This window comes from Bradyrhizobium sp. HKCCYLRH2060, assembly GCF_051168135.1.
In the GTDB taxonomy this organism is placed as follows: Bacteria; Pseudomonadota; Alphaproteobacteria; order Rhizobiales; family Xanthobacteraceae; genus Bradyrhizobium.
In genome coordinates this window covers 220,688-233,186 of record NZ_JBNPUK010000003.1, presented here as the reverse complement: position 1 = coordinate 233,186, position 12,499 = coordinate 220,688, and the positions used below count along the sequence as shown (strand labels likewise).

The following is a 12,499-nucleotide window of genomic DNA, read 5'->3' as shown; positions in this document are numbered from 1 at the left end:
ACCGATGGATCCGGTGAGAGGACACCAAACACCTAAGCTTAGAGCCTGAGTTTGACATTGCAAAGGTCGCGCTCGGTTGGATCGGTTCTGACCTCGAAACCGAGGTTCCTACACATCTCCAGCATGACGACATTCTCCTGCAGGACGTCACCGGAGATCATCTTCAGGCCCTCCGACTTGGCATATTCGATGATCAGCTGCATCAATGCCCAGCCGAGTCCGCGTCCCTTGAGATCCGACCGCAACAGGATTGCGTACTCCCCGCTCTCGTAAACCGAGTCGGAGTGAATCCTCACGACGCCGACCAGTTCGTTTGTCGCTTCATCGAGCGCCACAAAAGCCATCGCGCGCGCATAGTCGAGCTGCGTCAGGCGCGCGATGAACTCGTGCGTGAACTCCTTCATGGGGGCAAAGAATCGAAGACGCAGGTCTTCCGGAGTGACATGCTTGAGGAACTCATGAATGGTTGGCTCATCCTCGGGTCGGATCGGTCGCGCAAGGATCCGCCAGCCGTCCTTGACCTGGAGATGCCGTTCCCATTGGCTCGGATAGGGCCGAACGGCGAAATTCGACGGACCAGAGCCTTTGAATTTCGGCGGAACCCTGCCGACGGCGACGCGCGCATCGACGGCCATGACGCCGCTCTCGTCGGCGAGCAGCGGATTGATATCGAGTTCGCGAATCTCGGGAACGTCTGCTGCAAGCTGCGCAAGCTTGACCAGCACCAGTGCGACTGCATCGGGCTTGACCGCGGGGACATCACGATAAGCGCGCAGCAATCGTGAGACGCGCGTCCGCTCGATGAGGTTTCGCGCCAGATGGAGATCGAGCGGAGGCAGACCGAGCGCCTTGTCGTTGATGATCTCGACGGCGGTACCGCCCCTGCCGAACACGATCACGGTTCCGAAGATCGGATCGTCGGCAATGCCCATGATCAGCTCCCGCGCCTTGGCGCGGACGATCATGGCTTGCACGATCACGCCGGAAATCCGTGCGTCGGGCCGAAGGGCCTTCGCGCGGGCCATGATCTCGTTCGCCGCGTTACGCACGGCCTCGGCCGTGGTGAGATTGAGCACGACACCGCCGACGTCGGATTTGTGAATGATATCTCTCGACAGAATCTTGAGAACGACAGTTGTGCCTTGAGCGAACAACTGTTCCGCATACCCGACCGCCTCGTCGACCGAGGACGCAGCGAACGTCGGCACCATCGCAATATCGTAAGCCTCCAGCAGGCGACTGATCTCGACCGGATCGAGCCAGGTCCGCCCGTCGGCGAGGGCTGTCGCTATAATTCCGCGGGCTGCGTCGACGTCGGGCGCAAAAGAGCTCGGCATGGCCGGCGGGACAGCGCCAAGCGATTCGACCACCTCCCGATGACGAACGAGATGCATGAAGCCGCGAACGGCATCATCCTCGGTTGGATAGTTCGGGATTCCTGCCCCGCTCAAGGTCTCGATGACCGGCTGCTCCGCGCCGACCCATGCCGCCAGAACCGGCTTTGCCCAGCGCCGGTGCTGCTTTCGATAGGTACTGACGAACTCGGTGACAGCCGTGGCGATGGCGCTAGCGGATGCAATCGCGGTCTGAACATTCATGACGAGAATTGCATCGTTGGCTTGATCGGCGAGCAGCGCTTCGAGCGCGAGCGTGTAGCGTGCGGCATCGGCATCGCCGACGATGTCGACCGGGTTGGATCCGGACCAGGTCGGCGGCAGGATGGCGTCAAGTTTGTCGTGTACGACCGGCGAAAGTGCGGCAGGCACGCCTCCGAGCTCGACCAGTCGATCCACGGCGAGCACGCCGATCCCGCCGCCATTCGTGAGAATGGCGAGCCTCTTGCCCATGGGCGACTCCACCCGCCCCAGCGTTTCGGCGCAGTCGAACAACTCGCGCAGATCGGAGACCCGCAGAACGCCGGCCCGGCGAAAAGCCGCATCATAGACGGCATCGGCTCCCGCCAGCGCGCCCGTATGTGTCGCCGCAGCTTGCGCACCGACGGCACCGCGGCCCGACTTTACGACCACAACCGGCTTGACCCTTGCCGCCCCTCGCGCCGCGGACATGAACTTTCGCGCGTCCTTGACGGCTTCGATGTAGAGCAGGATCGCGCGGGTCCCACCGTCCAACGCGAAGTGGTCCAGAAGATCTGCGAGGTCGACGTCCAACTGATCGCCGATCGAGACGATTCCAGAAAACCCAACACCGCGCTGAGCAGCCCAATCTACCATCCCCGCCGCAATAGCGCCGGACTGGGAGATGAGCGCCAGGCTCCCTGCAACCGGCATGTGCGCCGAAAAGCTCGCATTGAGCTTGATGGTCGGCATCATGATGCCGAGACAGTTCGGCCCAATGAGACGCATGCCGTATTTCTGCGCCGCCTTCTCGGCCTGATCGGCGAGCGACCCCTCACCGTGCCCGAGACCCGAGGTAATGATCAGAGCCCCTGCCGTTCCCAACGCCCCTGCGCGCTCAATGAGATCCGGGATCGAGGGGGGCGGCGTCGTGATCACAACCAGTTCCGGCACGAACGCCAGTTCGGCGAGGCTGCCAACGGCTGCGATATTGGATATTTCCCGATAGCGAGAATTGACAAGGCCAAGCTTGCCCTCGAACCGCGCCTTGACGATATTGTCGAGAATGGCCTTCCCTACCGAGTTCGGTCGCGGACTTCCTCCGATCAGAGCGATGGAGCGTGGCAAAAGCAGGTTCCGCAATCGGTAGGTCGACATTTGCACGTCCAACATCAGTTGGTGAAAGGCGGGTGAATCCCGGCGATTGATCTTAGTTTCAATCCGCAGCCGGTCTAGCGCGACTTATCATCCCAGCATAGTGACAGATGCAACCGCTCCGTTCCCTGACTGCGCCTGCCGGCTCTGCTCGGTAGGCCGCAATATTCGGACCAAGTCCTTGATGAGTATCAAACGATCGCCGGGCTGATTATTATCTTAATGCCCTGCAAAGTCGTCCGGGAGGCATCTCCGATGCGAGCGATGGTTCTGCGAAAGCCTGGAGCGCCTCTGCAGCCCGAGACACTCGCGGACCCCAATCCCGGTCCCGGTGAGATCCGCGTCAAGATCAGGGCATGCGGCGTGTGTCGCACTGACCTGCATGTGTGCGACGGTGAGCTTCCCGACATCCGGTATCCGATCATCCCCGGACACGAGATCGTCGGTCACGTCGATCAGATTGGTCCTGGTGTGACGACGCACAGACTGGGCGAACGCGTCGGAATTCCATGGCTGGGGCATACATGCGGCCATTGCGCGTTCTGCGCACGTGGTATGGAAAATCTCTGCGACCAGCCGACGTTTACCGGCTATACGCGCGATGGCGGCTATGCGACCCACACCGTCGTCGACGCAAATTATGCATTCCCGCTCGATGGTCTGGAGGATGACATCGCCACCGCACCACTGTTGTGCGCCGGCCTGATCGGCTGGCGATCCCTGGTCATGGCAGGGGAAGCCGAGAGGCTTGGCATCTACGGATTCGGCGCGGCGGGTCACATCGTTGCCCAGGTGGCCCGCTGGCAGGGGCGTCAGATCTATGCGTTCACCCGCGAGCACGACGAGGCTGCGCAGGATCTGGCTCGCCAACTTGGCGCCACATGGGCCGGAGCGGCGGGCCAGCGTCCCGATGTTGCTCTGGACGCGGCCATCATCTACGCGCCAGCTGGCGAGCTTGTTCCGGCCGCTCTGCGGGCTGTTCGGAAGGGTGGCCGGGTGGTCTGCGCAGGTATCCATATGAGCGACATTCCGACGTTTCCCTATTCCCTTCTCTGGGGAGAACGCCAAGTGGTGTCCGTCGCCAACCTGACGCGACAGGACGGTCTCGATTTCCTGCAGGTCGCGCAGCAGGCTCAGATACGGACCCATACGACGCCCTATCCGCTGTCCGACGCAAATGACGTTCTGGCCCGCCTGAGGCGGGGTGACGTCGTCGGCGCGGCGGTGCTTATCCCGGACTTTTGAAGTGAATGTGGTAACCCCGCCCATGGCATCACCATCCGATCAGGAACTGGTCTTCTCCTTCTTGGGCAATACCACCCGACATCCAGGTGTCCGCCGGATCGACACGCACGCGGCTTCAGTGTTTCTGATCGGCGACCGCGCTCTGAAGATCAAGCGCGCCGTTCGGCTGCCATTTCTGGACTATTCGACGCTCGATCGGCGCAAGGCAGCGTGCGCGAAGGAAATGGAGATGAATCACCCGTTTGCTCCAGACATCTATCGGCGTGTCGTCGCCATCACCAAGGCGCCAGACGGATCATTCGAAGTCGATGGATCCGGCACTCCTGTCGAATATGCCGTCGAGATGCGTCGCTTCGATGACAGCCGGACACTCGATCACCTCGCTCGCCACCAGCAATTGGAGATCGGCTTGGGCGAACGTCTGGCGGAGACGATCGCGGCGTCGCATGCCGTGGCCACCCGGATGCCGTCCAACGCGTGGACGCAGTCGCTTCCAGTCTGGATCGACGCGTTCGTCGCCAGCTTTCGAAACGTCCCACTATTTGACGCTACGCAGATCGAAGAACTCCGCGCTCTTTGCCACTCGGCCTTCACACGGCTCTGTCCCCTGCTCGAGCAACGCGCAAAAGAGGGGCACGTGAAGCGCTGCCACGGCGACCTCCATCTCGCAAATATCGTTCTCATCGACGACAAGCCGGTGCTGTTTGACGCCATCGAGTTCGACGACCGGATAGCCACGATCGACGTCCTCTACGATCTCGCGTTTCCATTGATGGACCTCTTGCACTTCGGGCAGTCGATCGCCGCCAACCATCTCTTGAATCGCTACCTCTCGATCGCTGCGCCCGACCAGACCGGTGGATTGGCTGCTCTGCCTCTGTTCATGGCGATCCGGGCCGCTATCCGTGCGCAAGTCTTTCTTGCAAGGCTCGACCGCAGTGATGCCGAACACTCGGAGGCAGACCGCTCTGCGACCATCGGGATCGCAGAGAGCTACTTCCAACTTGCGCGCAGCCTCATTCGGCCGGCGGAGCCGAGGGTGGTCGCCGTCGGCGGATTATCGGGAACGGGAAAATCTGCGCTCGCCCGGGCTCTGGCTCCCCTCTTGGCTCCTCCACCGGGAGCAATCGTGTTGCGCAGCGACGTGCTGCGCAAGCAACTATCCGGCGTGAAGGAAACCGAACGCCTCCCAGCTGCGGCCTATACGCCGGCATCGAGTGCACAGGTCTATCGAGAGTTGACGACGCAGGCCGGCCGCGTGCTCTCACAAGGCTTCACGGTGATCGTCGACGCCGTGTTTGCACGTTCGGATGAACGACAGGCGATCCATGATCTCGCGAACCGGCTGAAGGTGCCCTTTGCCGGCCTCTTCCTCGTCGCAGATTTGCGCAGCCGGCAGGAGCGGATCCACCATCGAGTCGACGATGCGTCCGATGCAACGGTTGGAATTGCCGAAGATCAGGAACGCTACGACATCGGCGCCCTGGATTGGCTCCGGGTGGATGCGTCGGGCACGGCCGAGACGACACTGGAACGAAGCCGATCATTGCTCCGGATCGGCACCTGAGTCCGGTGGAATAACGCTGCCTGACCGCCACAAGCGGCGACTACGTGTGCACGTAGTCGCCCGGCGCGTCTCCGAGATCATTTGAACGATCTGCCCCGAGTTGCGGCGGCGCGCCCGGTGCACCCGACTGCTGTCCAAGCCACGCCGTCCACGCCGGCCACCATGACCCCTCCAGTTTTGGCGAGGTGCTCTGCCACTCGTCCGGCCCGAGATATGGCGCGTCGGCTGCCTTGGTCCGCGTCTGATGGGAGCGCCCCTGCTCGCCCGGCGGCGCCACGATGCCGGCATTGTGGCCGCCGCTCGCAAGCACGAAAGTGACGTCGGCATCAACTTCGTAGTGGACCTTGTAAGTCGACTTCCAGGGCGCAACGTGATCACGCAGGGTCCCGACCACGAACATCGGCGTGTGGATGTCCGAGAGCGAAACGGGTTTCCCCTCGACCCGATATCGCCCCTCGGCGAGATCGTTGTTCAGGAACAGCTTGCGCAGATACTCGGAGTGCATCCGATACGGCAGCCGCGTCGCATCTGCGTTCCATGCCATCAAGTCGCTCGGATTCGCGCGCTCACCGAGAAGATAGTCGCGCGAGACACGCGACCAGATCAGATCGTTGGAGCGCAGCAATTGAAATGCGCCCGCCATCTGCGTGGTGTCGAGATATCCACGCTCCCACATCATGTCTTCGAGAAAGGCGACCTGGCTTTCATTGATGAAGAGCGTCAGCTCTCCCGCTTCGGTGAAATCGGTCTGGGCCGCAAACAGCGTGATCGTCTTCAGACGCTGGTCACCGTCCCGTGCCATGGCCGCCGCCGTGATCGAAAGAAGCGTTCCGCCGAGACAATAGCCTGCGGCATGAACCGGCGTATTCGGAATGATCGTTCCGATCATCTCCAGGGCCGCCATGACGCCCAGCGAGCGGTAGTCGTCAAACGCAAGATCCCGGTCTTCCGCGCCGGGGTTTCGCCAGGAGATCATGAAAACCGTAAAGCCTTGGTCGGTCAGGTATCGGACCAGCGAATTGTGCGGCGATAGATCCAGGATGTAATATTTCATGATCCAAGCCGGTACGATCAGGACCGGCTCCGGTCGCACCTTCTCGGTCGTCGGCAGGTATTGAATCAGCTCAATCAACTGATTGCGAAGCACAACCTTGCCCGGTGCGGTCGCGACGGTCTTGCCGGCGACGAACTCACCATTGCTCGATATCTTTCCGGGCTGCATTACCTGCATGATATCGGCGAGCCAGTTCTGCCAGCCGAAGATCAGGTTCTCGCCACCGCTTTGAAACGTCTTTTCCAAGACTTCCGGGTTGGTCGCGGCAAAGTTCGATGGTGCGAAGATGTCGAGCAGTTGACGAATTGAAAAGTCGACGACGGCTTCGTTGGCGGGGTCGACACCACGAATGCCGGTCGTCGCCTTGTGCCACCAATCTTCCCCGAGCAGGAACGCCTGGGCGAACAAGTTGAACGGGTACGTCGCCCATTGCGGCGTGGAAAAGCGATGATCGTTCGCCTGCGGTTTGATCAGGTCCCAAGGACCACGATTCGGGTCTGCAAAATGCAGGGACCGTTCAGCGACCTGCTTTGCGCCGTACCAGGCATCTCGAACGATTTCGATCTGGCGCTGAGGTGCAGCGGCCAGATGACAAGCCCAATCCAGATACGCCATTGATAGAGCGGCCGGGGAAATTCCGCCGGTGAGCCGAGCCAGCATCGCGCTGAAGGCCTTGTCCAGCTCGTGATCCTCGCGTCGAAGCTCGCCGGAGCTCGCGTCGGCTTCGCGGGAGAGCAACTTTGCGTCGGATGCGGCGAGCGCAGCAGCCGGCTTCAAAGAGGTCCCTGCAGAGACAACGGCACTGCTTCGGTCGTTGTCGGTCGTTCCTTCGCGTTCCCGTTCGGGACGCGACACACCCGCACTCTTCAGTTTCGCCACCGTTGCCCCATAAGATTCACGCTGGCATCAATCAGGCGCTGCCCGTGCTTGAAAAGTCGATCGCAATCACGCCTGACGAAATCAATCTGATGCCGTCCACATTCCTGAACCATCGCCTGGATTCCCGTCACGGAATGCACGCCGGCCAGCTTCGACACGAACTCGGCCAGCAGATGCGTCTCCGTACGCGCGCGATCCAGCACTTCGTTGCTGGCAAACAGAATCTCCTCCATGATGATCTGCTGGGAACCAACGAGCAGCTCAAGTGCGTGCTTGTTGGAGAGAGCGACACGTTCGGACAGTTCGGCCGTTTCGTCGGCCAGGATCTTGGTCCCGGAGAACTCGGACATGGGCACCTCTCCTCTCGCTGGATCAGAAGGCCGTATAGCTGCAATTCAAAGCCAAGACCTTGAGCTGCGTCAATGACGACGGCGGCACCTGCTTTGACCTGCGTCAATTCAAGACCGTGGCAGCGGGTTACTTTTTTTTAGCTTTTGACATTGGAGTTCGCCATGCGCGCCCATCAGATCATGACCCGCCCCGTCATCACCGTCACCCCTGACACTTCCATCGTGGATGCGGCAAATATCATGCTTCAACGGCACGTCAGCGGCCTTCCAGTGGTCGATCCCGGCGGAAAGCTGGTGGGCGTCGTCTCGGAAGGCGATTTCATCCGCCGAACGGAGATCGGCACCGGGCGAAAGCGCGGCCGCTGGCTGCGATTCATTCTCGGGCCCGGAAAGTCGGCGGCCGACTTCGTCCACGAGCATGGTCGCAAAGTGTCAGAGGTGATGACCAAGTCTCCCTTGACGATCACCGAGGACGCCGCGCTGGCTGAGATCGTGGAACTGATGGAAAAGAACCACGTGAAACGGTTGCCCGTGGTCAAGGGAGACCGAGTGATCGGCATCGTGTCACGGGCGAACCTGCTGCAAGCGGTCGCCGCGCTCGGGCGGCAGGTTCCGGATCCAACGGCCGACGACGATCACATCCGCAACCGCGTGATCGACGCCCTCGAGAAGAACGACTGGTGCCCGTTCGGATTGTCCGTCATCGTTAAGGACGGCATCGTTCATCTGAGCGGCGTCATTACCGAGGAGCGGTCGCGGCAGGCGGCAATCGTTGCCACCGAGAACATCTCTGGCGTCAAGAAGGTGCATGATCATCTGTGCTGGGTCGACACCATGTCGGGCATGTATCTGAACTCACCGGAAGACGATGAGATGGCCAAAGCCGGCTGATGGCTGCTGAGGACGCTGCCGCTCCTCCGTGTCCGGCAACAGTGACGATGCCCTCAGGCTCCCGGATTATTGCGTCCGAACGTCCCTACCCGACGCAGGGCTTCGATCTCCTGCTCGGTGTACCCAAGCCTGTGGCGCAGGATTGCGGCCGTATGCTCGCCGAGCCGCGGCGCCGCCGTCGGCTCGAGGGTTGGTGTGAGCTTCATGGTGATTGCAGGCTCGACGTTGGGTATCGAGCCTGCTGTCGGGTGCGGAATACGACAGGTGCGGTCGCGCATCCGGACCTCGGCCGCGTTGAACGCCTGCTCGACTGTTCGAACGCGTCCAACCGGAACTCCAGCCTGGTTCATCCGGGATATCCAGACATCCATCCGTTCCGTGGCAAGGATATCGGCGATGAGGCCGCGCAGTTGCGTACGGTTGACCCATCGCGCCCTTCGCGTGGCAAAGCGAGGATCGCTCAGGAGATCCGGACGACCAAGCACCTCAGTCGACAGCCGGCGGTAGAGCCGATCGTTGGCACATGCGATGTAGAGCGGGCCATCTGACGCTTCAAAGACGCCGACCGTCGGAGAGTCGTTCGGCGAATTTCCCGTTCGCGTGGGGTTCACGCCATTCATCAAATACGCCATTCCGGAGAAGCCTGTCATCGCCAACGCGATGTCAAACAGCGCCACCTCGACGTGCTGCCCGCGACCGAGCCGCTGCCGGGCGGCAAGTGCCAACAGGATGGCATTGCAGGCGGACATGCCGGTGGCCAGATCAACGATCGGAGGACCGGTCCGCACCGGCGGACCGTCGGCGAAACCGTTGAGGGACATGAACCCGCTTTCGGCCTGGGTGATCGGATCGAACCCTGATCGCCACGCGAATGGACCGGAGCGTCCGTAAGCCGAGATCGAGCAATAGATCAGCCCGGGATTGGTGCTGGACAATGCCTGATAGTCCAGCCCGAACTTCTCCATGACGGACGACGAGAAATTCTCCACGACGATGTCGGCCTTGGCGATCAGCGCACGCGCGACGTCTCTGGCCTGCGGGATCGTGAGATCCAACACCATGCCGCGCTTGTTCCGATTGAGGCTGAGGAACGCAGCGCTCTCTCCGCCGAGCTCGGCGTGCTCGTATGCCCGGGTATCGTCCCCCGTGAGCGGCTGCTCGATCTTGATCACCTCGGCGCCGAAATCGGCCAGCGTCTGTGTGCACGCGGGCCCTGCGACGACACGTGTGAAGTCGATCACCAGCAGACCAGCCAGCGCGGTCGGCGCGTCAGGCGACCGTGGCGCACGCTCTGGCAGGGTGACCTCGGCCGGCATCCCAGAGTCCTTCCCGCGGCTTTGATCGTCTGAAGCGATCTTCCATTCACTGCCGGGCGCGGCTTGCCTCCAACGTCCGACAACGCATGGTTAGCTCAACGGCGGCCGCAAAAAAAGCCTGGGTCGGAGCTGTCGAGCCGGGCTAGTTCTGCTGCAGCGCAATGCAATCTGCATAAGGCGTCGGTCGACAGCTCACCGCCGGATCATCTTGCGCCAATAAAGCGAGTTCCCCCAGGCCCAGGGCCGGCCCGGTTGGAACAACACATATCCGCACCGAATGAAATTGTTCGCGGAAACGATGTTGCAGGTCGTGTCCGAAACGATGCAATCCAGTCCCGAGCGGCGCGCGCGCAGCTCGATCGCACGCATCAGCCGCCGCTGCAGGCCGTAACCACACCGCTCTTGGAGAACACCAACCCTCGAAAGGTAGGCGATGCCTTTGCCGAGGGATGACGGCGTCATTCCGGCGAAGGCAACGGGCCGTCCGAGCTCGGTCGATATCCACCATTGTCCGCTCTCGAAATCAGGCAGAGGCGCGCAATCGAGGAATGTGCGCGCATGGAGCTCCTTCAAGGTGTCGAGAACGTCAGGCTCGCAAGCGTCGACCTCCCTGATGCGGAAGCGGCGGTCTCGCCGTAAGGTCCTGGCTGGCACGGCATTACCTTCCGAGCACGACTTTGATGCCGAGCCAGATCGCGCCGATCAGACCTGTCGCGATGACCGTGATGACGGCCTTGAACGTGTAGCTCTGAGCCTGCTCCACGCTCTTGCGCCAGCGCCGCAGGTGCTGGAAATCGGCTCTCAGCTCCTTCCGATCCTCCTCCTCGATGCCGAACGAGGTGAGAATGGTCGCGATCGCCCTCATCACGACGGCATCGATCTCGTCGCGCTGAAGCTGACTCTGCTTGGCCAGGGTCTCGGCGACGACGGCCGTGATTTCGTCATGGGTGATGTTCATCGCCTGATGATCCTCGCTACATTTTCGAAGCCGCGCTTGGCAAAATAGAAGGAGATGACGAGATTCGCGGTCGTCGACGCGAAGCCCGCGAGCGGATCCGTCGAGCCGAGCCCGAGCACCTTGTCCCACACCAGCAGCTTGGCAAAGTAGATCGAGACGCAGTAGCCGATGAGCTTGTCCGGCTCGTACCAGCAGCCGATTTCGGCCGCACGCAGCCGGAGCTGCGCGTCGCTTTCGGAGACCTGCGCGGCGATCTCCGTCGCCGCCAGGTCTGCCGCGATCTTGGCATCCGCGTTGCCTGCCCTCAGCTTCGCCTGGTAGGCATCGATCAGCCCTTTGATCACCGGCCCACCCAGAAAGCCCAGAATGCTCATCCACATGTCACGACGCCCTCTTGAGCGAGCGCAGCCGTGCCAGAATCGTGATCAGCGAGATCGCGAGAAAAATCCGGCCGACGGCACGGGTATCGCCGATGGCGGCACTGATCTGGTCTTTCAGGCTCGGGTCTCCGAGCGCGTCACTGACGTTGTCGGCGATCGACAGCAGAAACCCGATGACCGCCAGCGCGTAACCCCAGGCGATCGTCAGCGAATGACGACACGCGGCCTTGACTTTCGTCCACATGATGAATCCTTTCCGAAAAAAATGCGGAGACGACGCCGCCGGCCCTGCGCGAGCCGCGCTCGGCGCCCTGCAATAGTTGAATATTGTCCGAGGCCCGCCCGTCCGTCGGTACGCCGACGGGGAGCACGAGGATTGCGCCGGTCAGCGATTGCCGAGAATGCGTTTCACCAGGGCAGCAAAAAGGGCCCCAATGGAGCCCTTTGCCGGATGTCTGATGGATGCGGAAGCCGACGTCGGAGGCCCCTTGTCGGGTGGCCGTTCCGCCCCCACAAGACCGGGCGGGAAGCTGATGGTCGCATCGATCTCCATCATGGCCTTGAGCATCCCGGCGCAACCCGGCTGCCGGTCGACGGCCTGGGGATCGTAGACGCCGTCGCGGACATACTTGCCGGCACGATATTGATCGGTTCCGGCCCAGACATAGGGTGACGGCACGCCCCGGCGTGCATAACCGAGCCCATTATACTGCTCGAGAAGCGTCAAGGCGCCGCCAATCGACCAGTCCTGCCACCGCGCCGCATGCGGCGCGCAATTGACGAGCGCGTCAACCGCAGCGTCCTCCCACGAGGCGAACGGTCCTCGTCCCGCAGGCACATGGACCGACACCCGGTCCCAGGGATCCCCCTGCGCCAGCGACCGGGACCAGCTCTGCGACGATTCGCGCTCGTGGATAACGGCGATGATCGGCCAGGGGACACCGGTCCGCTTGGTAACGGCCTGATAGCGAGGCTTGGCCGCAATGAGACGTTGGGCTGCGGCATCCATGTTGCGGGTGAACCTTGCCACTTGCCATTTTTTGGCGTTCGTCGTGATTAGCGTTCTGATATCGGGCATTCTGAGGTCCGAAAAATATGGTTGGATAATCTTGCGATTAAACGGGCCGCGT

12 protein-coding genes are annotated in these 12,499 nt (G+C 61.7%); 3 read left to right on the top strand and 9 right to left on the bottom strand.

Features of this window, described 5'->3' with window-relative positions:
* Positions 1–38 precede the first annotated feature (38 nt).
* Positions 39–2,732: a bifunctional acetate--CoA ligase family protein/GNAT family N-acetyltransferase gene (locus ACQR10_RS08865; protein ID WP_316216922.1), complete on the bottom strand. Its 2,694-nt coding sequence runs from the start codon at positions 2,730–2,732 to the stop codon at positions 39–41.
* 252 nt (positions 2,733–2,984) lie between these two features.
* On the opposite strand from ACQR10_RS08865, the gene ACQR10_RS08860 reads away from it, so the two are divergent.
* Positions 2,985–3,974 (top strand): zinc-dependent alcohol dehydrogenase family protein, encoded by a 990-nt coding sequence (locus ACQR10_RS08860; protein ID WP_316216923.1) that lies wholly within the window; start codon positions 2,985–2,987, stop codon positions 3,972–3,974.
* A gap of 22 nt (positions 3,975–3,996) precedes the next feature.
* Positions 3,997–5,541: an AAA family ATPase gene (locus ACQR10_RS08855; protein WP_316216924.1), complete on the top strand. Its 1,545-nt coding sequence runs from the start codon at positions 3,997–3,999 to the stop codon at positions 5,539–5,541.
* Between the two features lie 40 nt (positions 5,542–5,581).
* Here the strand turns inward: ACQR10_RS08855 and ACQR10_RS08850 are convergent, their stop codons facing one another.
* Both ACQR10_RS08850 and ACQR10_RS08845 read right to left on the bottom strand, forming a co-directional pair.
* A complete protein-coding gene (locus tag ACQR10_RS08850; RefSeq protein WP_410051428.1) occupies positions 5,582–7,255 on the bottom strand; it encodes a PHA/PHB synthase family protein in 1,674 nt (557 codons plus the stop codon).
* Between the two features lie 206 nt (positions 7,256–7,461).
* On the bottom strand, positions 7,462–7,824 hold the full coding sequence (locus ACQR10_RS08845) for a hypothetical protein (RefSeq protein ID WP_315803596.1): 363 nt from the start codon (positions 7,822–7,824) through the stop codon (positions 7,462–7,464).
* A 162-nt stretch (positions 7,825–7,986) separates the two neighbouring features.
* Here ACQR10_RS08845 and ACQR10_RS08840 point away from each other — a divergent pair, with 162 nt between their 5' ends.
* On the top strand, positions 7,987–8,715 hold the full coding sequence (locus ACQR10_RS08840; RefSeq protein WP_315753506.1) for a CBS domain-containing protein: 729 nt from the start codon (positions 7,987–7,989) through the stop codon (positions 8,713–8,715).
* A 53-nt stretch (positions 8,716–8,768) separates the two neighbouring features.
* On the opposite strand, the gene ACQR10_RS08835 is transcribed toward ACQR10_RS08840, so the two are convergent.
* The 6 genes from ACQR10_RS08835 to ACQR10_RS08810 form a co-directional block, all read right to left on the bottom strand.
* Positions 8,769–10,031 carry a CaiB/BaiF CoA transferase family protein gene (locus tag ACQR10_RS08835; RefSeq protein WP_316216925.1) on the bottom strand — a complete coding sequence of 421 codons (1,263 nt, stop codon included), beginning with the start codon at positions 10,029–10,031 and terminating at the stop codon, positions 8,769–8,771.
* A gap of 192 nt (positions 10,032–10,223) precedes the next feature.
* On the bottom strand, positions 10,224–10,685 hold the full coding sequence (locus ACQR10_RS08830; RefSeq protein WP_316180036.1) for a GNAT family N-acetyltransferase: 462 nt from the start codon (positions 10,683–10,685) through the stop codon (positions 10,224–10,226).
* A gap of 4 nt (positions 10,686–10,689) precedes the next feature.
* A complete protein-coding gene (locus ACQR10_RS08825) occupies positions 10,690–10,989 on the bottom strand; it encodes a hypothetical protein (RefSeq protein ID WP_316216926.1) in 300 nt (99 codons plus the stop codon).
* The gene (locus tag ACQR10_RS08820; protein ID WP_315739049.1) at positions 10,986–11,369 is read right to left on the bottom strand and encodes a hypothetical protein; all 384 of its coding nucleotides are present in this window, start codon (positions 11,367–11,369) and stop codon (positions 10,986–10,988) included. Before ACQR10_RS08820 ends, ACQR10_RS08825 begins: the two co-directional genes overlap by 4 nt.
* Position 11,370: 1 nt before the next feature.
* Positions 11,371–11,613: a hypothetical protein gene (locus tag ACQR10_RS08815; RefSeq protein ID WP_316216927.1), complete on the bottom strand. Its 243-nt coding sequence runs from the start codon at positions 11,611–11,613 to the stop codon at positions 11,371–11,373.
* Positions 11,614–11,754: 141 nt separating this feature from the next.
* Positions 11,755–12,447 (bottom strand): hypothetical protein, encoded by a 693-nt coding sequence (locus ACQR10_RS08810; RefSeq protein WP_316216928.1) that lies wholly within the window; start codon positions 12,445–12,447, stop codon positions 11,755–11,757.
* Between the last annotated feature and the right edge of the window lie 52 nt (positions 12,448–12,499).